19 protein-coding genes are annotated in these 22,621 nt (G+C 68.0%); 11 read left to right on the top strand and 8 right to left on the bottom strand.

Features of this window, described 5'->3' with window-relative positions:
• Nucleotides 1-5 precede the first annotated feature (5 nt).
• Nucleotides 6-749 carry a class II aldolase/adducin family protein gene (locus BXA00_RS27045; RefSeq protein WP_076521438.1) on the top strand — a complete coding sequence of 248 codons (744 nt, stop codon included), beginning with the start codon at nt 6-8 and terminating at the stop codon, nt 747-749.
• 37 nt (nt 750-786) lie between these two features.
• Here BXA00_RS27045 and BXA00_RS27040 read toward each other — a convergent pair whose 3' ends face one another.
• Nucleotides 787-1,578, bottom strand: a complete 792-nt coding sequence (locus BXA00_RS27040) for an IclR family transcriptional regulator (protein ID WP_076521437.1) — start codon at nt 1,576-1,578, stop codon at nt 787-789.
• A gap of 167 nt (nt 1,579-1,745) precedes the next feature.
• Between BXA00_RS27040 and speG the strand changes: the two genes are divergently transcribed.
• On the top strand, nt 1,746-2,330 hold the full coding sequence (gene speG, locus BXA00_RS27035) for a spermidine N1-acetyltransferase (RefSeq protein WP_076522144.1): 585 nt from the start codon (nt 1,746-1,748) through the stop codon (nt 2,328-2,330).
• A 14-nt stretch (nt 2,331-2,344) separates the two neighbouring features.
• Here the strand turns inward: speG and BXA00_RS27030 are convergent, their stop codons facing one another.
• The 5 genes from BXA00_RS27030 to BXA00_RS27010 form a co-directional block, all read right to left on the bottom strand.
• Nucleotides 2,345-2,662 carry an NIPSNAP family protein gene (locus BXA00_RS27030; RefSeq protein WP_076521436.1) on the bottom strand — a complete coding sequence of 106 codons (318 nt, stop codon included), beginning with the start codon at nt 2,660-2,662 and terminating at the stop codon, nt 2,345-2,347.
• A gap of 34 nt (nt 2,663-2,696) precedes the next feature.
• Nucleotides 2,697-3,686: a tripartite tricarboxylate transporter substrate binding protein gene (locus tag BXA00_RS27025; protein ID WP_076521435.1), complete on the bottom strand. Its 990-nt coding sequence runs from the start codon at nt 3,684-3,686 to the stop codon at nt 2,697-2,699.
• A gap of 50 nt (nt 3,687-3,736) precedes the next feature.
• Nucleotides 3,737-5,422 carry a thiamine pyrophosphate-binding protein gene (locus BXA00_RS27020; protein ID WP_076521434.1) on the bottom strand — a complete coding sequence of 562 codons (1,686 nt, stop codon included), beginning with the start codon at nt 5,420-5,422 and terminating at the stop codon, nt 3,737-3,739.
• Nucleotides 5,423-5,590: 168 nt separating this feature from the next.
• The gene (locus BXA00_RS27015; protein ID WP_076521433.1) at nt 5,591-6,490 is read right to left on the bottom strand and encodes a helix-turn-helix domain-containing protein; all 900 of its coding nucleotides are present in this window, start codon (nt 6,488-6,490) and stop codon (nt 5,591-5,593) included.
• 66 nt (nt 6,491-6,556) lie between these two features.
• A complete protein-coding gene (locus BXA00_RS27010; RefSeq protein ID WP_076521432.1) occupies nt 6,557-9,001 on the bottom strand; it encodes a cation-translocating P-type ATPase in 2,445 nt (814 codons plus the stop codon).
• Nucleotides 9,002-9,099: 98 nt separating this feature from the next.
• Here BXA00_RS27010 and cadR point away from each other — a divergent pair, with 98 nt between their 5' ends.
• The 6 genes from cadR to lpdA all read left to right on the top strand — a co-directional run bounded on the left by cadR (nt 9,100) and on the right by lpdA (nt 15,470).
• Nucleotides 9,100-9,534 (top strand): Cd(II)/Pb(II)-responsive transcriptional regulator, encoded by a 435-nt coding sequence (gene cadR / locus BXA00_RS27005; protein WP_076521431.1) that lies wholly within the window; start codon nt 9,100-9,102, stop codon nt 9,532-9,534.
• Between the two features lie 104 nt (nt 9,535-9,638).
• Nucleotides 9,639-10,232, top strand: a complete 594-nt coding sequence (locus BXA00_RS27000; RefSeq protein WP_076521430.1) for a nitroreductase — start codon at nt 9,639-9,641, stop codon at nt 10,230-10,232.
• A 199-nt stretch (nt 10,233-10,431) separates the two neighbouring features.
• A complete protein-coding gene (locus BXA00_RS26995) occupies nt 10,432-11,664 on the top strand; it encodes a 3-methyl-2-oxobutanoate dehydrogenase (2-methylpropanoyl-transferring) subunit alpha (protein WP_076521429.1) in 1,233 nt (410 codons plus the stop codon).
• 2 nt (nt 11,665-11,666) lie between these two features.
• The gene (locus tag BXA00_RS26990; protein WP_076521428.1) at nt 11,667-12,710 is read left to right on the top strand and encodes an alpha-ketoacid dehydrogenase subunit beta; all 1,044 of its coding nucleotides are present in this window, start codon (nt 11,667-11,669) and stop codon (nt 12,708-12,710) included.
• 1 nt (nt 12,711) lies between these two features.
• A complete protein-coding gene (locus BXA00_RS26985) occupies nt 12,712-14,064 on the top strand; it encodes a dihydrolipoamide acetyltransferase family protein (protein WP_076521427.1) in 1,353 nt (450 codons plus the stop codon).
• Between the two features lie 2 nt (nt 14,065-14,066).
• Entirely contained in the window at nt 14,067-15,470 is a 1,404-nt protein-coding gene (lpdA, locus tag BXA00_RS26980; RefSeq protein ID WP_076521426.1) for a dihydrolipoyl dehydrogenase, read from the top strand.
• Between the two features lie 215 nt (nt 15,471-15,685).
• On the opposite strand, the gene argH is transcribed toward lpdA, so the two are convergent.
• Nucleotides 15,686-17,107: an argininosuccinate lyase gene (argH, locus tag BXA00_RS26975; RefSeq protein WP_076521425.1), complete on the bottom strand. Its 1,422-nt coding sequence runs from the start codon at nt 17,105-17,107 to the stop codon at nt 15,686-15,688.
• 137 nt (nt 17,108-17,244) lie between these two features.
• Here argH and BXA00_RS26970 point away from each other — a divergent pair, with 137 nt between their 5' ends.
• The 3 genes from BXA00_RS26970 to BXA00_RS26960 all read left to right on the top strand — a co-directional run bounded on the left by BXA00_RS26970 (nt 17,245) and on the right by BXA00_RS26960 (nt 21,319).
• On the top strand, nt 17,245-18,612 hold the full coding sequence (locus tag BXA00_RS26970) for a mechanosensitive ion channel family protein (protein WP_156902875.1): 1,368 nt from the start codon (nt 17,245-17,247) through the stop codon (nt 18,610-18,612).
• 106 nt (nt 18,613-18,718) lie between these two features.
• The gene (locus BXA00_RS26965; RefSeq protein ID WP_076521424.1) at nt 18,719-20,785 is read left to right on the top strand and encodes an NAD(+) synthase; all 2,067 of its coding nucleotides are present in this window, start codon (nt 18,719-18,721) and stop codon (nt 20,783-20,785) included.
• Between the two features lie 195 nt (nt 20,786-20,980).
• The gene (locus BXA00_RS26960; protein WP_006386376.1) at nt 20,981-21,319 is read left to right on the top strand and encodes a P-II family nitrogen regulator; all 339 of its coding nucleotides are present in this window, start codon (nt 20,981-20,983) and stop codon (nt 21,317-21,319) included.
• A gap of 42 nt (nt 21,320-21,361) precedes the next feature.
• Here the strand turns inward: BXA00_RS26960 and gspF are convergent, their stop codons facing one another.
• On the bottom strand, nt 21,362-22,567 hold the full coding sequence (gene gspF, locus BXA00_RS26955; protein ID WP_076521423.1) for a type II secretion system inner membrane protein GspF: 1,206 nt from the start codon (nt 22,565-22,567) through the stop codon (nt 21,362-21,364).
• Nucleotides 22,568-22,621 lie beyond the last annotated feature (54 nt).

Here is a 22,621-nt window from a genome sequence, read left to right as displayed (position 1 = left end):
CCCTCATGATTCAAGATGCAAACGAAGCGCGCGTGCGCGACGAACTGGCCGCGTTGTACCGCCTTGTCGCCCACTTCCGCATGACCGACCTGATCGACACCCACATCAGTGCGCGGGTCCCAGGCACGGATAACCATTTCCTGATCAACCGCTACGGCGTGCTGTTCCATGAGATGCGTCCGCAGGATCTGGTGAAGATCGACCTGGAGGGCAATCCGGTCGATCCCGGCGACGCCGAAAGCCAGATGGTCAACGCTGCGGGGTTCACCATTCATTCGGCGGTGCATGCCGCGCGCCATGACCTGGCCTGCGTGGTGCATACGCACACGGCCGATGGCATTGCGGTGGCATGCCAGCGCGACGGCCTGTTGCCGATTACCCAGCATGCGCTGCGCTTTTACCAGCGGCTGGGCTATCACGACTACCAGGGCATCGCGCTGGATCTGGAAGAGCGTGAAAGCCTGGTCGCCAGTCTTGGACCCCACAAGGCCATGATCCTGCGCAACCACGGCCTGCTCGCGGCCGGTTCGTCGGTGGCGGAGGCCTTCGTCAACATCTATTACCTGGAGCGCGCCTGCCAGGCGCAGGTCAAGGCGCAATCGACCGGCGCGCCGCTGGTGTTCCCGTCGGAGGCGGTGTGCGAGCGCACCGCGAGCCAGTACGAACGGCCGACCGCCCCGATCTACACGCAGCGGGTATGGACCGCGGCGCGGCGCCTGCTGGAGCCGGACTTGGAGACGGTCGAATGAAAGACAGCCTGGCCAACCTGGATGGGCGGGCCGGCGTTCAGGACAAGCCGACCTTTCCGCTCAGGCCGCGCGCCGCGGTCAGCAGCAGCGGCGAATAGCGCCGCGCGAACTCCGCCGGCGTGGCCCATTCGGACACCAGCCCCGCGATCTGGATGGCCGCCACCGGGCGATGACGATGGTCCAGGATGGCGGCGGCCAGGTTCAGTTCGCCGAGCATGCTTTCCTCGATGGCAATGGCATAGCCGTCCTGGCGCGCCTGCTCGACCAGGGCGCGGATGCGGTCCGGATCGTTGTCGGTCTTGGGCGTGGTCGGGATGGCGGCGAGCGGCATCTGCGCCGACCGGGCCAGGATGTCTTCGACCTCTTCGGCGGGCAGGTGGGACATGATGGCGCGCCCGCCGGCCGTCTGCACCATCGGCAAGGCGCGGCCGGCCAGCGTGCTGCTGAAGGTCTGGCGCTTGGTCTGGCGGCGCAGCGCAAAAATGATGTAGAGGTCGTCGAACAGGCTCAGCTCGACGCGTTCGTTGGTTTCGCGCTGCATTTCGGCGATGAGCGGGGTGGCGCGTTCAAGCAGCGGCACGCTGCGCATGTAGTCGAAGCTGCGCTGCAGGATCTTCTTGCCGGGCGTGTAGCCCTTGCCGCCCGCGCCGCGTTCCAGGTAGCCCAGCGTGACCAGGGTGTGCGTCATGCGCTGCGTGGTGCTGCGGTCAAATCCCGTAATCTCCATGAGTTCATTCATGCTCATGGTGGACGGGCGCTGGGCGAAGGCTTCGAGCAGCTCGAAGCCTTTGGCCAGGGATTGAACGAACAGGGGGTCGGGACGGCTCATGGATATCGCTTCCAGGGCGATGGCTCGCCCGCTCAGATAGGAACCCAGGGATTTTATAAAGGTTCTTAAGTATTTCCTATAGATACTTGCGTGCTTACCGGCAAGACCGTGCGCAGCAGGCCGATTGGCATAGAATGCCCTACATCAGCGGCCATACCGAGGTCATCATGTCGGTCACATCCGATATCAAGATTCGCCCCCTCGAGCGCGGCGACCTGCACTTCGTGCACAAGATCAACAATAACGACGTCATCATGCGCTACTGGTTCGAAGAGCCCTACGAGGCCTATGACGAACTGGTCGCCCTGTACGACCGCCATCTGCACGACCAGAACGAGCGGCGCTTCATCATCGAGCACGACACCGGGCAGCCCGCGGGGCTGGTCGAACTGGTGGAGATCGATTACATCCACCGCCGCGCCGAATTCCAGATCATCATCGCGCCCAGCTACCAGGGCAGGGGCTACGCCAAGGCCGCGACCCGCATCGCCGTGGGCTATGCGTTCCGCGTGCTGAACCTGCACAAGGTGTATCTAGTGGTGGACAAGGACAATACCGCGGCCGTGCACATCTACGAGCGCTGCGGTTTCCAGATCGAAGGCCTGCTGAAGGAAGAGTTCTTTTCCAACGGCGCGTACCGCGACGCCTACCGGATGGCGCTGCTGCAGCACGAGCATCTGCGCGACGTCGGGCCGGGCGCGCCGGATGCGCCCGTGCTGCGCGACTGGCCGCAGGAAGAGCAGGCGGGCTGACGCCCGCCGCCCGCTCAGGGCTTGAAGAACGCCGTGGGCGTCATCAGCCGGTTTTCCTGGCTGATCAGGTATCCGGCATCCGCGCTCTTGGTCAGGTAGGTGGCCCAGTCCGGGTCCTTCTGCAAGGCCTGGCGCTTGGCTTCGCGGTCGGCGGCGCTCTCATACACCCAGATGTGCATGTAGGTGTTGACGTTGCCCGTCTCGGTCTGCATGTAGGCGAGCGGCTTGCCCAGATGGCGGCTCTGCACCTCGTAGCCGTGCTCGGCGTAGAGCGCCAGGTGCTTCTTGATGGTGCCGGCGCGGCAAGTGTAGGTACGTACGTCGTAAAGCATGGTGCATCCTCGATGAATGTTGCGTAAAAGCCTGCTAGTCGGCCGTGGCGCCGGACTGCTTGACCAGCGCGCTCCAGCGTTTGACTTCGTTGTTCACGTATTGCTGGAAGGCGGCATGGCCGTCGCCCACGGGATCGGCGCCCAGGCCCTTGAGCTTGTCCTGCACCGCGGGGTCCGCGACGCCGTCGGTGATGGCCTTGGACAGCTTTTCGACCACCGGCGCGGGCGTGGCCGCAGGCACGAACAGGCCAAACCAGGAGCGCGCGTTCATGGCCGTGTAGGGCGTTTCGGAAAACGCGGGCACGTCGGGCAGGGCGGCGTGGCGCTGGGTGCCGGTGACGGCGATGGGCGTGAGGCGGCCCGCCTGCACCTGCGACAGCACTTCGGGCAGGTTGGCGAACATGATCTGCACCTGGCCGCCCATCAGGTCATTGAGCGCCTGCGCGCCGCCCTTGTACGGCACATGGGTCATCTGCGCGTCCGCCAGCGAATTGAATTGCGCGCCGGCCAGGTGCGACGCGGTGCCGGTGCCGCCGGACGCATAGTTGACGCGGTTGCCGTTGGCCTTGGCGTAGGCGGCCAGCTCCTGCGGCGTCTTGGCCGGCACCGAGGGGTTCACCACCAGCAGCAGGGGCACCGACGCCAGGTTGGACAGGCCCGCGAAGTCGCGCGTCAGGTTGTAGTCCAGCTTGTGGTAGAGCGTGGCGTTGATGGCATGGCTGGAGGTGGCCATCAGCAAGGTGTAGCCGTCGGGCTCGGCGCGCGCGGCCATGACGGCGCCGATATTGCCGTTGGCGCCCGCCTTGTTTTCCACCACCACGGGCTGCCCCAGGCGGGTGGACATGGATTGCGCGACGGTGCGGGCGATCACGTCGGTGGCGCCGCCGGCCGCGAAGGGCACGATGATGCGCAGGGGGCGGTCGGGGTAATCCGCCGCGGCGGACGTGGCCATCGCGCCCAGCGAGGCGGCGGCCAGCATGGCGGCGCCGGCGAGGCGCCGCGCGCGGGTCAGGGAACTTGTCATGTCTCTCTCCAGTGTTGGATTTTTTTATGGGGGTGCCGGACCTGCGTGCGTCAGGTCCTGGCGGCGCGCGCCTTGTCGCGCAGGCTCGTCAGGGTGGCCCGGGGCGTGATCACCTCGGGGTCCAGACTGAGTTCGATGAGATAAGGGGAGCCGCTGTCCAGCGCACGCGCCAGGGCGGGGGCGAAGTCTTCATGGCTCGCCACGCGTTCGGCGGTCAGGCCGAACGACTGCGCGTAGGCCACGAAATCGGGGTTGCACAGGTCCGTGCCGATGGTGCGGCCGGGGTAATGGATCTCCTGGTGCATGCGGATCGTGCCGTACATGCCGTTGTTGAACACGATGAATACGATTCCCAGCCGATGCTGTTTCACGGTGGCCAGCTCCTGCGACGTCATCAGGAAGCAGCCGTCGCCGGCCAGGCAGATGACCTGGCGGTCGGGGTGGCGCAGCTTGGCCGCAATGGCCGCCGGCACGCCGTAACCCATGGCGCCGCTGGTGGGCGCGAGCTGGGTGCGGGGCTGGCTGAAGCGGTAATAGCGATGCGCCCAGGCGCTGTAGTTGCCGGCGCCATTGGTCAGGATCGCGCTGGGCTCCAGCGTGTCGCGCAGGGTCAGCATGACGCGCGCGGGGTCCAGCCGCGCCGTCGAGGCGGGCGGTTCCGTGTAGCGCAGGTAGTTGTCGCGCAGGCCGCTCGCCCAGCCGCGCCAGGGCGCCGCATCCAGGGGCTCCAGTTCCGCGGACATCCGGGCGAAGGCGTCCATGCCAGACTGGATCTTGAGGGCCGGCTGGTAGACGCGGCCCAGTTCTTCCGCGCTGGCCAGCACATGGATCAGCTTCTGGGCGGGCACCGGCGATTGCAGCAGCGTGTAGCCGCCCGTCACCATCTCTCCCAGCCGCGCGCCCACGGCCAGGATGACGTCGGCGCTGCGCACCGCCTCGGCCAGTTCGGGGTTCACGCCAATGCCGACTTCGCCCACGTACTGCGCGTGGCGGTTGTCGAACAGGTCCTGGCGGCGGAACGAGGCCGCAACGGGCAGACCGTTCAGGGTGGCAAAGCGGGTCAGGCTCGCCAGTCCCGCGTCGGTCCATCCGGAGCCGCCCACGATCATGAGGGGGCGTTGCGCGCCGGCCAGCAGCGCGCGCATGTCGGCCAGCGCCTCGGGCGCCGGGTAGGCCTGCGGCACCTGGATCGACCCGCAGGGCAGGGCCGGGGCCACGTCGGTCAGCATGTCCTCGGGCAGCGCCAGGACCACCGGGCCGGGGCGGCCGGAGGTCGCGACGGAAAACGCGCGGTTCATGTATTCGGTGACGCGCGCGGGGCTGTCGATCTGCGCCACCCACTTGGTGAACTGGCCGAACATGCGGCGGTAGTCGATCTCCTGGAACGCCTCGCGCTCGACCATGTCGCTGCCGACCTGCCCGACCAGCACGATGAGCGGCGTGGAGTCCTGGAACGCGGTCTGCACGCCGATGCTGGCGTTGGTGGCGCCGGGGCCGCGCGTGACCATGCAGATGCCCGGGCGTCCGGTCAGCTTGCCGTGCGCCTCGGCCATGAAGGCGGCTGCGCCTTCATGGCGGCAGGACACCAGGCGGATCTGGTCGCCCGCCGTGTACAGGGCGTCCAATACGTCCAGGTAGCTTTCGCCGGGGACACCGAAAACCGTATCCACGCCGTGTTCCAGCAAGGCCCGCACCACATGCTGGCCGCCCGTCATCAAAGTTGAAGTGTCGTTCATCGCCGTTTCAGTTCATCGCCGTTTCAATCAGGCCGCAGCGCGGCGGGTTGAGTCTGGATGAACTGTACGCAGCCCCGGCCGGGGCGCGTTAGGACAGATCAGAGCTTGTTTTGCACTTTTTTGCGGCCCGGCCCGGGGTGGCCGGCAGCGTGGGCGCCGACGAGGGCGTCATTCGACGGGGCGGTAGTACTTCTTGCGAAAGTCGCCCGGCGGGCAGCCGGTATGCTTTTTGAAGAAGCGGGCGAAGTACGCGGGGTCTTCGATGTTCAACTGGAATCCGATCTCGGCGATGCTCAGATCGGTATTGCACAGGAGCCGCTTGGCTTCCAGCGCGATGCGTTCCTGGACGAGCCGGCTGGCGGTGCGCCCCACGCTGCGCTTGACGGCGTCGTTGAGCTGGCGTTCGCTGACGCACAGGGCGTCGGCGTACTGGCGGATGGCGGTGAAGTCCAGGTAGTGCTCTTCGATCAGCATGGTGAACCGCTTGGCCAGCGAATAGCTGGGGCCGGCGGCGGTCTCGCGTTCGTCGGCGGGGTACAGGCGGCGAAGCTGCGTCAGGAGGATCAGCAGGTAGGAGCGCACCACGTCGAAGCGCCCCGTCTGGCGGTCGCGCGTTTCGCGTTCGATCTCGCCCAGCAGCGGCAGCATGGCGTCGTGCTGGTCGCGGGTCAGGTAAATGACCGGCGAGCCGCCCGCCAGGTGAAAGAACGGAAATTTGGCAATGTCGTCCGCGCGCGGAAACATCTGCGCAAAGAACTCCGTGCTGATGTTCATGACGTAGCCGCTCGGCTTGACCGACGACGTCCAGGCGTGGATCTGGCCGGGCGACAGGAAGAACACCGAATGGTCGCGCACCTCGTGCTGTTCGAAGTCCAGCATGTGCGTGCCGCGCGCCTGCGTCATCCAGAGCAGGTGGTAATAGCGGTGCCGGTGCAGGAAGCCGCGGGGGATGTCGTCGTGATCCTGCAGGCGCACGAGATCGAAGTAGAAGGAACCCTCTCCCGAGAAATCGGACGATTCAAAGGTGGGAAACGTCTCCGGGGAGGGCGAATGCGTACCTGCGGACAAGCGGAGTCTCCTTGACGGCGCGCGGGGCGGCTCTGTTTTTCGCCATCATATAGGCAATCTCCGCGGTCACCGCGCGGCGCGCAGCAGCCGCAGGCCGTTGGCCACCACCAGCAGGCTGGCGCCCACGTCCGCAAACACCGCCATCCACAGCGTCGCGTGCCCGGTCACCGCCAGGGCCAGGAATACCGCCTTGATGCCCAGGGCCAGCGCGATGTTCTGGACCAGCACGCGATGCGTGGCGCGCGACAGGCGCAGGAAGGTGCCGATCTTGCGCAGGTCGTCGTCCATGAGGGCCACGTCGGCGGTCTCGATCGCCGTGCCGGTGCCGGCCGCGCCCATGGCGAAGCCGATGTCGGCGCGGGCCAGCGCGGGCGCGTCGTTGATGCCATCGCCCACCATGCCGACGCGGATGTCCGGGGCCAGCTTGCTTTCGATGGCGGCCAGCTTGTCTTCGGGCAACTGATCGCCGCGCGCTTCGTCGATGCCGACCTGGCGCGCGATGGCCTGCGCGGTCGGCGTGTTGTCGCCGGTCAGCATCAGCGTGCGCACGCCCAGTCCGTGCAGGTCCGCGATGGCCTCGCCGCTGGTGGGCTTGACCGTGTCGGCCACGGCGGCCAGCGCCAGCACGCGGCGGCCATCGGTCAGCGCGATCGCGCTCTTGCCCTGGCTTTCCAGTTCATCCAGGCGGGCTTCCAGCCGGTCGCTGGACACGCCCAGTTCGCGCATCAGGCGGCGGTTGCCCAACTGGTACGTCACGCCGTCGAGCCGCGCGCTGACGCCGCGGCCGGGCAGGGCGGTGAAGGCGTCCACGTCGCGCAGCGCGCTGCCGGCCTCGCGCGCGGCGGTGGCCACCGCGAGCGACACCGGGTGATCCGACCGGGCGGCCAGGCTGGCCGCGACCAGGGCGGCCGCGGGGCGTCCCGGTTCGGCGGCGTCCCAGTCCTGGAAGTCGGTCTGCACCGGCTTGCCATGCGTCAGCGTGCCTGTCTTGTCCAGCGCCAGCCATTTCAGGCTGCGGCCTTCTTCGAGATACACGCCGCCCTTGACCAGGATGCCGCGGCGCGAGGCCGCGGTCAGGCCGCTGACGATGCTGACGGGCGTGGAGATCACCAGGGCGCAGGGGCAGGCGATGATCAGCAGCGCCAGCGCGCGGTAGATGGCGTCGAACCAGGGCTGTGCCCACAGCAGCGGCGGCAGCACCGCCACCGCCAGCGCGACGGCGACCACGGCGGGCGTGTAGACGCGCGAGAAGCGGTCGATGAAGCGCTGGGTCGGCGCGCGCGCGCCCTGCGCCTGCTCCACGGCGTGGATGATGCGCGCCAGCGTGGTGTTGCCCGCCGCGGCGGTCACGCGATAGTCGAAGGAGCCGGCCGCGTTGACGGTGGCGGCGAAGACGGGGTCGTCCTGGGCCTTTTCGACGGGCAGGCTTTCGCCGGTGATGGGGGACTGGTCCACGGCCGAGCTGCCGCTGACGATGATGCCGTCCGCCGCGATGCGCTCGCCGGGACGCACACGCACGATGTCGCCCGGTTGCAGGGAGGTTGCGGGCACCTCGGTCCAATTGCCGTCGGGCTGGCGCACCGTGGCGGTTTCGGGGGCGAGGTCCAGCAGGCCGCGCACGGCGTTGCGCGCCCGGTCCAGCGACCGCGCTTCGATCAGCTCGGCCACGTTGAACAGGAACATCACCATGGCGGCCTCGGGCCATTGGCCGATCAGGACCGCGCCGGTGACGGCGATGCTCATGAGGGCGTTGATGTTCAGGTTGCCGTTGCGCACCGCGATCCAGCCCTTGCGGTAGGTGCTGACACCGCATGCCAGGATGGCCGCCACGGCCAGCGCCGCGGTCAGCAGCAGGGGGCCGCCGGCGAAGTGCGAGAACTCGGACAGCGCGGCCAGCACGCCTGCGCCGCCGATCAGCCACCAGTTCACCGCCTTGGCGGCGGGCGCGGGGGAGGGCGCCGCGCCGTCGGCCAGCGCCTCGGGCGTCATGTCGAGCGACTTGATGGCGGTGACGATGCGGTCCAGCGCGCCGTCGGCGTGGACCACTGTCAGCACGCGCTGCATCAGGTTGAAGTCCAGCGCATGCACCCCGTCCACGCCGGCCAGCTTTTTGCGGATCAGCGTTTCCTCGGTGGGGCAGTCCATCTGGCCGATGCGCAGGCGCGCCAGCCGCTGGCCGGGGCCGGCCGACAGGGCGCTGGGGGCGGGGTCGGCGGCGTCCAGGCTGGCGGGCGGATGGTCGTGGCCGCAGCACGGCGCGTCGGCGTGCGCATGGCGGTGCCCGGCGTCAGGCGCCGGGTCGTGGCGTTGTCCGCCGCAGCCGGCGTGGCCATGATCATGGCCGTGGCCGTGGCCGTGGCCGTGGCCGTGGTCGTGACCGTGGTCGGGCGCAGGGCCGTCCGCGCGGCGCTGCGTTTCGCACGCCTTCGGTTCCCGCGTGTGCCCGCCGCAGCAGGCGCCGCCGCGCTCGGCGGGCTGATGTTCGCGTTGTTTGACCGGCGGTAAAGACATCTGCTTGACCCTTCAAATAAGCTGGTGACGCAATTCCACACCTTGGAGTTACTATAGGGTCAACCCCCTAACCATCGGATTTGATCCGGGAGGCAGCCATGCGTATAGGAGAATTGGCCACGGCGGCCGGCACCACGGTCGAAACCGTCAGGTACTACGAAAAGGAAGGGCTGCTGCCCGCGCCGGAGCGGGGACTGAACAATTACCGCAGCTACGGCCAGACGCACCTGGAGCGCCTGCGGCTGATCCGCAATTGCCGGGCGCTGGACATGACGCAGGACGAAATCCGCGCCATCCTGTCCGTGGCCGACAACCACCGGACAGGATGCGGCCCCATCAATGAACTGTTCGACGCGCACATCTCGCACGTCGATGCGCGCATCTCCGAACTGATGCAGTTGAAAGCCCAGTTGACCGAATTGCGCCAGCGCTGCGTCTCCGCGCGGCCCGACACGGACGATTGCGGCATTCTGCACGGCCTGAGCGAAATGCAGGTCGAAGAGCGGCAGGAGCGGCATACGCACCTGGGGTGAGGGCGCGGCGTCGATATCCTTGCTGCAGGCCGGGGGATGGCCGCCTCGGCCGGCCTCATCGCTTAATATGAGAATCTGTTTCTTTCCCATTTGCGCACGAATCAATGACCGAAAATCAGACCGCCGCCCCGATCCACGCCCTGACCACGCGCCGCTCCACCAAGTTCCTGCGCGCGCCCGCGCCCAAGCCCGACGAACTCCAGCAGATCCTGCAGGCCGCCATGTCGGCGCCCGACCACGGCGCGCTGCGCCCGTGGCGCTTTGTCGTGATCCAGGGCGAGGCTATCGGCAAGCTGGCGGACGTGGCGCTGGAGGCCGTCAAGCGCAGCGGCGATCCGCGCATGACGCCCGAAAAGGAAAAATCGGTGCGGGCATGGATGGCCGATGTGCCGCTGTTCATCGGCGTGGCGCAGAAGATCGCCCACGACAACACCAAGATCCCCGAGCAGGAGCAGCTGCTGGCCACCGGTTGCTCGGTGATGAACATCCTGAACGCGGTGCACATGCTGGGCTACGGCGCCTTCTGGAGCACCGGCATGGGCACGTACGTCGAAGACGTCCAGAACGCGCTGGGCTTTGACTCGCTGGATTACCGCTTCCTGGGCTTTTTGGCCGTGGGCACGCCTGCGTGCGCGGTCCCGCCCGCCAAGCGCCCGGACTACCGTGAATTCGTCACGGAGTGGACCGGCGCCGCCTAAGGAAAACCCGTAGTGCCGCAAGGGCCCGCCAGCCCGCCGGGCCCGCTCATCCGCCCTGTCCCCTGTGCTACTCTCGTCAACGGCCGCGCCCAAGTATCCCCGGGCAACGGCCGACGACGGCAGCGTCCGAGGTCACACGCCTCTGGCAACGCCTTGGTAGGAAGAAAACGCATGACACGATCAAGCGTGGAGACAAACCATGAGCCAATATGGGCCGCTGAAGTTGCACGTCCCCGAGCCGACAGGGCGACCGGGTTGCAAGACAGACTTTTCCTATCTGCATCTTTCGCCGCCCGGCGAGGTGCCCAAACCCCCCATTGATGTTGCCGCCGTTGACACCGGCCCCCTGGCGTACAGCCTGGTCCGGGTGATCGACGACGACGGCCGCGCGGTCGGGCCCTGGGCGCCCGAGATCAGCCACGAGATGCTGCGCGCCGGCATGCGGGCGATGCTCAAGACGCGCATCTTCGATGGGCGCATGCTGACCGCGCAGCGCAAGAAGAAGATTTCGTTCTACATGCAGAGCCTGGGCGAGGAAGCCATCGGCACCGCCCACGCGATGGCGCTGGAGAAGGGGGACATGTGCTTTCCCACCTATCGCCAGCAAAGCATCCTGCTGTCGCGCGACGTGTCGCTGGTCACCATGATGTGCCAGCTCATGTCCAACGAGCGCGACCCGCTCAAGGGCCGCCAGCTTCCGGTCATGTATTCCGACCGCGAAAATGGCTTTTTCACGATTTCGGGCAATCTGGCCACGCAGTTCATCCAGGCGGTGGGCTGGGCCATGGCCTCGGCCATCAAGGGCGATACCCGCATCGCGTCCGCCTGGATCGGCGACGGCGCCACCGCCGAAGCCGACTTCCATACCGCGCTGACCTTCGCGCACGTTTACCGCGCGCCGGTCATCCTGAACGTGGTCAACAACCAGTGGGCCATTTCCACCTTCCAGGCAATCGCCGGCGGCGAGGGCGCGACCTTCGCGGGCCGTGGCGTGGGCTGCGGCATTGCGTCGCTGCGGGTGGACGGCAACGATTTCCTGGCGGTCTATTCCGCCTCGCGCTGGGCCGCCGAGCGCGCCCGCCGCAACCTCGGTCCGACGCTGATCGAATGGGTGACCTACCGCGCCGGCCCGCACTCCACATCGGACGACCCCTCCAAGTACCGCCCCGGCGATGACTGGAGCCACTTCCCGCTGGGCGATCCCATCGAGCGCTTCAAGAAACACCTCATCCTGTTGGGCATCTGGTCCGACGCCGAGCACGACGCGGTCCGCGCCGAGCTCGACGCCGAGATCCTGGCGGCCCAGAAGGAAGCAGAGAGCTACGGCACCCTGGTGGACGGCCACGTCCCCAGCGCCGCCAGCATTTTTGAAGACGTCTACAAGGACATGCCGGAGCACCTGCGCCGGCAGCGCCAGCAGCTCGGAGTCTGACGATGGCAATCGATAACAACGCTGGTCCGGCCTCGGCGCCGATGACCATGATCCAGGCATTGCGCTCGGCCATGGATGTGATGCTGGAGCGCGACAACAACGTGGTGGTGTTCGGGCAGGACGTCGGCTACTTCGGCGGCGTGTTCCGCTGCACCGAGGGCCTGCAGGCCAAGTACGGCAGCTCGCGCGTGTTCGACACGCCCATCTCCGAAGGCGGCATCGTCGGCGTGGCGGTCGGCATGGGCGCGTACGGCTTGCGCCCCGTGTGCGAGATCCAGTTCGCCGACTACTTCTATCCGGCTTCCGACCAGATCGTGTCCGAGGCCGCGCGCCTGCGCTACCGCTCGGTGGGCGAATTCATCGCGCCCATGACGATCCGCATGCCTTGCGGCGGCGGCATCTACGGCGGGCAGACGCACAGCCAGAGCCCTGAGGCAATGTTCACGCAGGTCTGCGGGCTGCGCACGGTGATGCCGTCCAACCCGTACGACGCGAAAGGGCTCTTGATCGCCGCCATCGAAAACGACGACCCGGTGATCTTCCTGGAGCCCAAGCGGCTCTACAACGGGCCGTTCGACGGGCACCATGACCGGCCCGTCACGCCCTGGACGGGCCGGCCGGGCAGCGTCGTGCCCACCGGCTACTACACCGTGCCGCTGGAATCGGCCGCCATCGTGCGGCCAGGGGCGGAACTGACGGTGCTGACCTACGGCACCACGGTGCACGTGTCGCTGACCGCGGCCGAAGAGACCGGCATCGACGCCGAGGTCATCGACCTGCGCAGCCTGTGGCCGCTGGACCTGGACGCCATCGTCAACTCCGTGAAGAAGACGGGGCGCTGCGTGGTGGTCCACGAGGCCACCCGCACCTGCGGCTTCGGGGCGGAGCTGATCGCCCTGGTGCAGGAACATTGCTTCCATCATCTGGAGGCGCCCGTCGAGCGCGTGACCGGCTGGGACACGCCGTATCCGCATGCGCAGGAATGGGCGTACTTCCCCGGCCCGCGCCGGGTCGGCGAAGCGTTCAAACGCGCGATGGAGGCATGACATGGGGATTCATATCATCAAGATGCCCGACATCGGCGAAGGCATCGCGGAAGTCGAACTGGTGGGCTGGCACGTCAAGGTGGGCGACACGGTCGCCGAAGACCAGCCGCTGGCCGACGTGATGACCGACAAGGCCACGGTCGAGATCCCGTCGCCGGTGGTCGGCAAGGTGATTTCGCTGGGCGGCGACGTCGGGCAGGTCATGGCGGTGGGCGGAGAGCTGATCCGCCTGGAGGTCGAGGGCGAGGGCAATGTGAAGGCGGGGGCGGCTGCGCCCGCGCCGGCCGCGCCCGGAAAGGCGGCTGAAAAGGCGGCGCCCGAAACGGCGGCGCCTGAAAAGGCAGGTCCTGAGAAGGCGCCATCCGAAAAGGCCGCACCGGCGGTATCCGCGCCGCCGCCGGCCGCGGCGTCGGCGCCGTCCCGGACGCCGGCCTCGCGCCAGTCGGGCGGCGCGCCCGCCGCGTCCCGCCAGCCGGGCGAAAAGCCGCTGGCTTCGCCCGCCGTGCGCAAGCGCGCGTGGGACCTGGGCGTGGAACTGCGCTTTGTGCAGGGCAGCGGCCCGGCCGGGCGCATCCTGCACGAGGACCTGGACGCCTGGCTGCAGGGGCAGGGCTCGGCCAGCAACGCCCGCGCCGGCTCGGCCTACGCCGAACGCAACGATGAAGACGCCGTGCCCGTCATCGGACTGCGCCGGAAAATCGCGCAGAAGATGGCCGAGTCCAAGCGCCGCATCCCGCATTTCAGCTACGTCGAGGAAATCGACGTGACCGAACTGGAAGACCTGCGCGTGCAGCTCAACGCCAAGTGGGGCGAGTCGCGCGGCAAGCTCACGCTGCTGCCGCTGCTGGCCCGGGCCATGGTGGTGGCGCTGCGCGATTTTCCGCAGATCAACGCGCGCTACGACGACGAGGCCGGCGTGGTGACGCGCTACGGCGCGGTGCACATCGGCATCGCGACGCAGAGCGACGGCGGGCTGATGGTGCCGGTGTTGCGCCACGCCGAGGCCCGCGATCTCTGGTCCATGGCGGCCGAGATCGGGCGGCTGGCGCAGGCCGTGCGCAGCGGCTCGGCGGGGCGCGACGAGCTGTCGGGCTCCACCATCACCATCACCAGCCTGGGCCCCCTGGGCGGCATCGTCACCACGCCGGTGATCAACCATCCCGAGGTCGGCATCGTGGGCGTGAACCGCATCGTCGAGCGGCCCGCCTTCCGCAATGGCGCCGTGGTGGCGCGCAAGCTGATGAACCTGTCGTCGTCCTTCGACCACCGCGTGGTGGACGGCATGGACGCGGCGCGCTTCATCCAGGCCGTGCGCGCGCTGCTGGAACAACCCGCGCTGCTTTTCGTGGAGTAAGCATGAGCCAGATCACAAAGACAACGACATTGCTGGTGATCGGCGGCGGCCCCGGCGGCTACGTGGCCGCCATCCGCGCCGGGCAGCTTGGCGTGCCGACCATCCTGGTCGAGGGCGCGCAGTTGGGCGGCACCTGCCTGAACATCGGCTGCATCCCGTCCAAGGCCCTGATCCATGCGGCCGAGGAATTCGACAAGGCGCGCCACTACGCCGGCGAGTCCGCGCTGGGCATCGCCGTGGACGCGCCGCGCATCGATATCGCGAAGACCGTGGCCTGGAAGGACGGCATCGTCGGCAAGCTCACGGGCGGCGTGGGCGCGCTGCTCAAGAAGAACGGCGTGGAAGTCGTGCGCGGCTGGGCCACGCTGCTGGACGGCAAAACGGCGGAAGTCGACACCCCCGATGCGGGCCGCATCCGCATCCAATGCGAGCACCTGCTGCTGGCGGCGGGCTCCGAGCCCACGCCGCTGCCGTCCATGCCGTTCGGCGGGACGGTGGTGTCCTCCACCGAGGCGTTGTCCCCCGACAGCATCCCCAAGCAGCTCGTGGTGGTGGGCGGCGGCTACATCGGCCTGGAGCTGGGCACCGTGTACCGCAAGCTGGGCGCCGAGGTCGCCGTGGTCGAGGCGCAGGATCGCATCCTGCCCACCTACGACGCCGAGCTCACCAAGCCCGTGGCCGCCGCGCTGGCGAAGATGGGCGTGGCGCTGCACCTGGGCCGCAAGGTGCTGGGCCTCAATGGCAAAGGCGACGCGGTCCGGGTGCAGGACGCCAGCGGGGCCGAGACGCTGCTGCCGGCGGACCGCGTGCTGATCTCGGTGGGGCGCCGTCCGCGCACGCAGGGCTGGGGGCTGGAAAGCCTGCAGCTCGACCGCAAGGGCAACGCGCTGCGCATCGACGACCAATGCCGCACCTCGATGCGCGATGTCTGGGCCATCGGCGACATTGCGGGCGAGCCCATGCTGGCGCATCGCGCGATGGCGCAGGGCGAGATGGTGGCCGAACTGGTGGCGGGCAAGCGCCGCCATTTCCAGCCGGCGTCCATCCCCGCCGTCTGCTTCACCGATCCCGAGGTCGTGGTGGCGGGGCTTTCGCCTGGGGAGGCCGAAGGCGCCGGCCTGGACTGCGTCACGGCGTCGTTCCCGTTCGCAGCCAACGGCCGCGCCATGACGCTGGAATCCACCGACGGGTTCGTGCGCGTGGTGGCCCGGCGCGACAACCACCTGATCGTGGGTTGGCAGGCGGTGGGGCGCGCGGTGTCGGAGCTGTCGACGGCGTTCGGCCAATCGCTGGAAATGGGCGCGACGCTGGAAGACGTGGCGGGCACCATCCACGCCCATCCCACGCTGGGCGAGGCCGTGCAGGAAGCGGCGCTCAAGGCGCTGGGGCACGCGCTGCATATTTGAGGGCAGCACGCGGGCCGCGACGGCCCGCGTTTTCTTTAACGTGGCCCGCGGCCGTCCCTGAAAACCATATCAGGAAGCAACTGGGTTTGAGGTGAGGCCATTCTGGGGCCTTATCCCGGCTCCCTGCCCCCCAGCTCGGACATCAGCCCCAAAAACAACAAGGCCCCCAAAAGGGGGCCTTGCCGTCAAGCGGGCAAAACTAGGCAAAACGTCAATCAGCCTTGCGCCGTCTCCGCCAGCACGCGGCGGGCTTCCTCGGCCACGCGCTCGGGGGCGGTGCCGCCCACGTGCTTGCGCGCGGCGACCGAGCCTTCCAGGGTCAGCACCTGGTGGACGTCTTCGCCAATGCTGGCGTGGTAGGCGGTCAGTTCGGCGGTGGACAGGTCGGCCAGGTCGCAGCCGCGCTGTTCGCAGTCGCGCACGGCGTGGGCCACGACTTCGTGGGCGTCGCGGAAGGGCACGCCGCGCTTGACCAGGTAGTCGGCCAGGTCGGTGGCGGTGGCAAAGCCCTGCAAGGCGGCGGCGCGCATGTTGTCGGCCTTGACCTTGATGCCGCCGGCCATGTCCGCGAAGATCGTGAGCGTGTCGCGCAGCGTGTCCGCCGTGTCGAACAGGCCTTCCTTGTCTTCCTGGTTGTCCTTGTTGTAGGCCAGGGGCTGGCCCTTCATCAGGGTCAGCAGGGCGACGAGGTTGCCGTTGACCCGGCCGGTCTTGCCGCGGGCCAGTTCGGGCACGTCGGGGTTCTTCTTTTGCGGCATGATCGAGCTGCCGGTGCAGAAGCGGTCGGCCAGGTCGATGAAGCCCACGCGCGGGCTCATCCAGAGCACCAGCTCTTCGGACAGGCGCGAGACGTGCGTCATGATCAGCGCGCCGGCGGCGCAGAATTCGATGGCGAAGTCGCGGTCGGACACGGCGTCCAGCGAGTTGCGGCACACGCCTTCAAAACCCAGGGTCTTGGCGACGCGCTCGCGGTCGATGGGGAACGACGTGCCGGCCAGGGCGGCGGCGCCCAGCGGCAGGCGGTTCACGCGGCGGCGGCAGTCGGCCAGGCGCTCGGCGTCGCGGCCGAACATTTCGGCGTAGGCCAGCAGGTGGTGGCCGAAAGTGACGGGCTGGGCCACCTGCAGGTGCGTGAAGCCCGGCATGATGGTGGCGGCGTTTTCCAGCGCCACCGTGGCCAGCGCGTGGCGCAACTGGCGCAAGAGGACCTGCAGGGTGTCGATCTCGTCGCGCAGCCACAGGCGGATGTCGGTGGCGACCTGGTCGTTGCGTGAACGGCCGGTGTGCAGGCGCTTGCCCGCGTCGCCCACCAGTTCCACGAGACGCTTTTCGATGTTCAGGTGGACGTCTTCGAGGTCGAGCAGCCACTGGAAGCTGCCGGCGTCGATTTCGGACAGGATCTGGGTCATGCCGCGCTGGATGTCTGCCAGGTCCTGGGCGCCGATGATGCCCTGGGCGGCCAGCATGTCCGCGTGCGCGAGCGAGCCCTGGATGTCGTGGCGCGCCAGGCGCTTGTCGAAATCCACGGACGCCGTGTAGCGTTTGACGAGTTCGGAAACCGGCTCGGAGAACCGGGCGGACCAGGCCTGCGCCTTGTTGGCGAACTGGTTTTGATCGGGGGAGGGAGTCTTTGCCATGATGGGCGGGATTATAGGGCCTCGCGGCGCACCGGGCGCAGGCGGCCGCGGTTTTGCGGGGCCGGAACCCGCAGCCGGGGCGACTTGTCGGATAATCCCCGCTTGGTTTCAATGATCTGAGAAGCGAGTACGGATCCATGCCCCTGGAATGGGAAGAGCTAGTCACCCAATTTGATGCCCACCTGCCGCGCGAGATCTGGGCGCAGACGCTGATCGGCATCGGCGCGCTCATCCTGACCGCGCTGTTCGTCCAATGGGTCGTGGCCCGGGTCGTGCTGCTGCTGGCGCACCGGCTGCTCGTCGTCAGCGGGCATGGGGACTGGGACAAGGCGTTGCAGCGCCGCCGCGCGTACCAGAACCTCTGGTACGCGGTGCCGTTTGCGGTGGTGTCGATGGGCATCGGCCTGGTGCCGCACGCGGAAAGCGTGGTCACCATCGTGGGCCGCCTGGCGCACGCGGGCGCCTGGATCTGCGTGTTCGTGGCGGTTTCTGGGGTGCTGAGCGCCTGGCAGGACACCTATTCGGCCACCACCCGCGCGCAGACCCGCTCCATCAAGGGCTACATCCAGATCGGCAAGCTGGTCCTGGCGGCGGTCTGCACCGTCCTGGTGCTGTCCATCCTGATCGACCGCTCGCCGCTGTGGATGATCTCCGGCCTGGGCGCGCTGTCGGCGGTGTTGCTGCTGGTGTTCAAGGACACGCTGCTGTCGCTGGTGGCCAGCACCCAGCTCACCAGCAACGACATGCTGCGCATCGGCGACTGGATCGAGATGCCACAGTGCAACGCCGACGGCTTCGTCAAGGACATCGCGCTGCACACCGTGAAGGTGCAGAACTGGGACAACACCGTCACCACGGTGCCGACCTACAAGCTGTTCTCGGAAAGCTACCGCAACTACCGGCATATGTTCGAATCGGGCGGCCGGCGCATCAAGCGCACCATCCGCATCGACGCCGCCAGCGTGCGCTTCCTGGCCGACGACGAGGCGCAGCGCCTGATGAAGTTCCGGCTGCTGCACGATTACCTGCAGACCAAGACGCAGGACATCGTGCAGGCCAACCAGACCCTGGGCGAGCTGGCCAGCGTGCCGGCCAACCGGCGCCGCCTGACCAACATCGGCACCCTGCGCGCCTACGCGCTGGCCTTTCTGAAGCAGAACCCGGAGATCCGCCAAGACATGGCGATGATGGTGCGGATGATGGAGCCCACCTCCGAGGGCATTCCGGTCGAGGTCTATTGCTTTACCGCCGTGACCGCGTGGGTCGAGTACGAACGCATCCAGGGCGACGTCTTCGACCACCTGCTCGCGATCCTGCCGGAACTGGGCCTGCGCCTGTACCAGCAGCCGTCCGGGGCGGACATCGGCGCGATGGGCAGCTACCTGCGCGACAGCGCCATCCAGGCCGCGCTGACGGCCGAGCGCGACAGGCAAGGCCATGTCGCGGACGGCGACCCGGCGCTGCCGTTCGAGCGGGGCCTGACCGACAGCAAGATGCCGCGCTAGGCGGGCAGGCAAGGCCGCGTTCCGGAGCCCGTGAGATAATCCGGCGGTTGATTCCAGGGCCTCTTAACACCAGGCAACACCCCGCGAACCCCCAGGCGAAAACCCGATGTCGAACCCGTTCTTCAACCTGTATTCCCACGGCTTCGCCCGGGTCGCGGTCGGCGTGCCCGAGTGCCGGGTCGCCGATCCCGCGTTCAACGCCGCGCAGACCATCGCGCTGGCGCAGCAGGCCGCCCAGGGCGGCGCGGTGCTGGCGGCCTTCCCCGAGCTGGGCCTGTCGGCCTACACCTGCGACGACCTTTTTCACCAGAAGGCGCTGCTGGACGCTTGCGAGGCCGCGCTGGCCCGCGTGGTCGAGGCCACGGCCGAACTGGATATCGCCCTCATCGTGGGCGCGCCGCTGCGCGTGTCCCACCAACTGTTCAACTGCGCCGTGGTCGCGGCGGGCGGGCGCATCCTGGGCGTGGTGCCCAAGACCTACCTGCCCAATTACGGCGAGTTCTACGAAGCCCGCCAGTTCAGCGCCGCCGATTGCGCCATCGACGCCGAGATCACCCTGCTGGGCCAGACCGTGCCCTTCGGCGCGGAGCTGCTGTTCCAGATGGAAAAGCTGCCGCTGTTCCAGTTCCACGTCGAAATCTGCGAAGACGTCTGGGTGCCGATTCCCCCGTCCTCCTATGCCGCGCTGGCGGGGGCCACCGTGCTGGTCAACCTGTCCGCCTCCAATATCGTCGTGGGCAAGGCCGAATACCGCCACCAGCTCGTCTCGCAGCAGTCGGCGCGCTGCCTGTCGGCCTACATGTACACGTCGGCCGGTCGGGGCGAATCGTCGACCGACCTGGCCTGGGACGGCCAGGCCCTCATCTACGAAAACGGCGAGCTGCTGGCCGAATCCGAACGCTTCCTGAGTCATTCCCATCTGCTGTTCTCGGACGTGGACCTGGAGCGCCTGTCGCGCGAGCGCATGCGCCAGAGCACCTTCGGCCAGTCCGTGCGCCGCCACCAGGACGAAGTGCGTCGGTTCCGCCGCGTGGCGGTGCCGGTGAATCCCCCGCTGGAAGACGCCGAGCTGCCGCTGGAGCGGCGCGTGGCGCGCTTTCCGTATGTGCCGGCCGATCCGCAGCGCCGCGACGCGCGCTGCAAAGAGGTCTACAACATCCAGGTGCAGGCGCTGGCGCAGCGCCTGTCGGCCAGCGGCATGAAGAAGGTGGTCATCGGCATCTCGGGCGGGCTCGATTCCACGCACGCGCTGCTGGTCTGCGCCAAGGCCATGGACGCCCTGGACCTGCCGCGTTCCAACATCCTGGCGGTCACGATGCCGGGCTTTGCCACCAGCACTCGCACCTTGCAGCAGGCGCGCCGCCTGATGGCGGTGGTGGGCTGCACCGCGTCCGAAATCGACATCCGGCCGAGCTGCCTGCAGATGCTCAAGGACCTGGGCCATCCCTATGCGGACGGCGAGCCGGTCTACGACATCACTTTTGAAAACGTGCAGGCCGGCGAGCGCACCAATCACCTGTTCCGCCTGGCCAATTTCAGCAACGCCATCGTCATCGGCACCGGCGACCTCAGCGAGCTTGCACTGGGTTGGTGCACGTACGGCGTGGGCGACCACATGTCGCACTACAGCGTCAACGCCAGCGTGCCCAAGACGCTGATCACGCATCTGGTGCGCTGGGTGGCCGAATCCGGCCGCCTGGGCGACGACGGCGCGCAGGTGCTGCTGGACGTGCTGGGCACGGACGTCAGCCCGGAACTCGTGCCCGGCGGGGCGGACGACAAGCCCGAGCAGAAAAGCGAGGCCTCCATCGGCCCGTACGAACTGCAGGACTTCAACCTGTACTACACGCTGCGCTATGGCTTTGCGCCGAGCAAGGTCGCCTTCCTGTCCTGGACGGCCTGGCGCGACCGCGAGGCCGGCGCCTGGCCCGAGGGCGGCCACGTCGCCCGCAACCAGTACGACCTGGCCGCCATCAAGCGCAACCTGAAGATCTTCCTGGACAAGTTCTTCCGCCTCAGCCAGTTCAAGCGCACTTGCATCCCCAACGCGCCCAAGGTCGGTTCGGGCGGCTCGCTCTCGCCGCGCGGCGACTGGCGCGCGCCCAGCGATTCGGAATCGGTGGTGTGGATGCGCGAGGCCGACGGCATTCCCGACGAGGCGCCCAACACCTGACCGGCGGCGCCGCGCACCAAGTTGGGGCGGCCGCATGAATGCGCGCCGCAGGCAGGCCTGGCGCGCGTTTCCCCGTAGCCGCGTCCGCCGCTGTGCGGTGTTATTCTCTTATCCATTGCGCCCGGCGCCCGTCCGGCAGGACTGCGGGCGGCGCGGCAGGGCGACGCAACACATTAAAAACCCAGGACGACCAACGTGAAACAAGTCACCGCCATCATCAAACCCTTCAAGCTCGACGAAGTCCGCGAGGCGCTGGCGGAAGTCGGCGTCAGCGGCCTGACGGTCACCGAAGTCAAGGGTTTCGGCCGCCAGAAGGGCCACACCGAACTCTATCGCGGCGCCGAATACGTCGTGGACTTCCTGCCCAAGATCCGCGTCGAAGTGGTCCTGCCCGATGACCAGGTCGAAGCCGCCATCGAGGCGGTCGTCAAGGCCGCCCGCACCGGCAAGATCGGCGACGGCAAGATCTTCGTGACGCCGGTCGAACAGGCGATCCGCATCCGCACCGGCGAGAGCGACGAAGAGGCGCTCTGATCCTCGCTTTCCGCGGGCCGCCATCCAACGCGGCCCGCGCGCCTATCTGATCAACTGGTTCATCTCCAGGATCGGCATCATCACGGCCAGCACGATCAGCAGGACGAATCCCCCCATCAGCAATATCAGCGCCGGCTCCAAGAGGGCCGTCATGGCCATCGCGCGCCGCTCCAGGTCGCGCGAGAGATTCTGCGCGCCCCGGTCCAGCAGTTCGGGCAGGCGCCCAGTTTTCTCGCCGCTGGCGATCAGGTGCACCAGCAGCGACGGAAAGACCTTTTGCGCGCCCAGCGACGCCGATAGCGCCGCGCCTTCGCGCACGCGGGCCGAGGCCTCGTCCACCGCCAGGCGCAGCACGTCGTTGCCGAGCGTGCGACGCGCCGCCTCCAGCGCGGTCAGCAGCGCCACGCCGCTGCCGCACAGGATGGCCAGCGTGGACGCAAAGCGCGCGGCATTCACCCCCAGCACGAAGCGTCCGGCCAGCGGCAGCCGCAGCACGCGCGCATGCCAGGCCCGGCGCGCGGCCGGGGCGCGCAGCGTGTAGCGCCACAGCGCAATCGCCGCCACCACGCCTGCGCCCGTCACCGCGCCCCATTCGCGCACATAGTCCGACAGCCCCAGCATGATCTGCGTCAGCATCGGCAGTTCCTGCTTGGCCTGGCTGAACGCCGACACCACCTGCGGCACGACATAGCCCAGCAGGAAGATGACGATGATGACCGAGACGCTCGCCACCACCGCCGGATAGATGAACGCGGTCATGACCTTGCTGCGCAGGGTGTTGCGTTCCTCGATGTAGTCCGCCAGCTTTTCCATCACCTGCGCGAGGTCGCCCGATTCCTCGCCCGCGCCGATCAGCGCGCGATAGATCTCGGGAAAGTCGCGCGGCCGCGAGGCCAGCGCGGCGGACAGCCGATGGCCGGCGCGCACGTCGTCGCGCACGCCGCCCAGCGTGGCCGCGATGTGTTTTTTCTCGGCCTGTTCCAGCGTGGCGCTGAGCGCGGCATCCAGCGGCAGGCGCGCGGCGAGCAGGCTGGCAAGCTGGCGCGTCAGCCACGCGAGGTCCGCATCCGACAGGCGCGTGCGCAGCGCCGCGCCCATGCCTTCGGCGCGCGCCGCCAGCGAGGTCGACAGCGGCAGCAGGCCGCGTCCACGCAACTGGTTTCTGGCGCCGCGCTCGGAGTCGGCGTCGATCGTGCCGCGCACGATTTTCCCGAGCGCATCGGTGGCTTCATAACGGAAGGAAGGCATGACTGTAATAAAGCGGAAGCGCCTGCCGAAATCGCCAGGAGCCCCGAATTTAAA

This window comes from Achromobacter sp. MFA1 R4 (assembly GCF_900156745.1).
Classification (GTDB): domain Bacteria; phylum Pseudomonadota; class Gammaproteobacteria; order Burkholderiales; family Burkholderiaceae_B; genus Achromobacter.
The sequence above is the reverse complement of the archived record's forward strand: the minus strand, read 5'-3'. Positions and strand labels throughout refer to the sequence as shown.

Bases quoted from the DNA above. Each gene is read 5' to 3' on its own strand.
- BXA00_RS27045 (WP_076521438.1), top strand. From the start codon at position 6: ATGATTCAAGATGCAAACGAAGCGCGCGTGCGCGACGAACTGGCCGCG.
- BXA00_RS27040 (WP_076521437.1), bottom strand. From the start codon at position 1,578: ATGAGCCGTCCCGACCCCCTGTTCGTTCAATCCCTGGCCAAAGGCTTC.
- speG (WP_076522144.1), top strand. From the start codon at position 1,746: ATGTCGGTCACATCCGATATCAAGATTCGCCCCCTCGAGCGCGGCGAC.
- BXA00_RS27030 (WP_076521436.1), bottom strand. From the start codon at position 2,662: ATGCTTTACGACGTACGTACCTACACTTGCCGCGCCGGCACCATCAAG.
- BXA00_RS27025 (WP_076521435.1), bottom strand. From the start codon at position 3,686: ATGACAAGTTCCCTGACCCGCGCGCGGCGCCTCGCCGGCGCCGCCATG.
- BXA00_RS27020 (WP_076521434.1), bottom strand. From the start codon at position 5,422: ATGAACGACACTTCAACTTTGATGACGGGCGGCCAGCATGTGGTGCGG.
- BXA00_RS27010 (WP_076521432.1), bottom strand. From the start codon at position 9,001: ATGTCTTTACCGCCGGTCAAACAACGCGAACATCAGCCCGCCGAGCGC.
- cadR (WP_076521431.1), top strand. From the start codon at position 9,100: ATGCGTATAGGAGAATTGGCCACGGCGGCCGGCACCACGGTCGAAACC.
- BXA00_RS27000 (WP_076521430.1), top strand. From the start codon at position 9,639: ATGACCGAAAATCAGACCGCCGCCCCGATCCACGCCCTGACCACGCGC.
- BXA00_RS26995 (WP_076521429.1), top strand. From the start codon at position 10,432: ATGAGCCAATATGGGCCGCTGAAGTTGCACGTCCCCGAGCCGACAGGG.
- BXA00_RS26990 (WP_076521428.1), top strand. From the start codon at position 11,667: ATGGCAATCGATAACAACGCTGGTCCGGCCTCGGCGCCGATGACCATG.
- BXA00_RS26985 (WP_076521427.1), top strand. From the start codon at position 12,712: ATGGGGATTCATATCATCAAGATGCCCGACATCGGCGAAGGCATCGCG.
- lpdA (WP_076521426.1), top strand. From the start codon at position 14,067: ATGAGCCAGATCACAAAGACAACGACATTGCTGGTGATCGGCGGCGGC.
- argH (WP_076521425.1), bottom strand. From the start codon at position 17,107: ATGGCAAAGACTCCCTCCCCCGATCAAAACCAGTTCGCCAACAAGGCG.
- BXA00_RS26970 (WP_156902875.1), top strand. From the start codon at position 17,245: ATGCCCCTGGAATGGGAAGAGCTAGTCACCCAATTTGATGCCCACCTG.
- BXA00_RS26965 (WP_076521424.1), top strand. From the start codon at position 18,719: ATGTCGAACCCGTTCTTCAACCTGTATTCCCACGGCTTCGCCCGGGTC.
- gspF (WP_076521423.1), bottom strand. From the start codon at position 22,567: ATGCCTTCCTTCCGTTATGAAGCCACCGATGCGCTCGGGAAAATCGTG.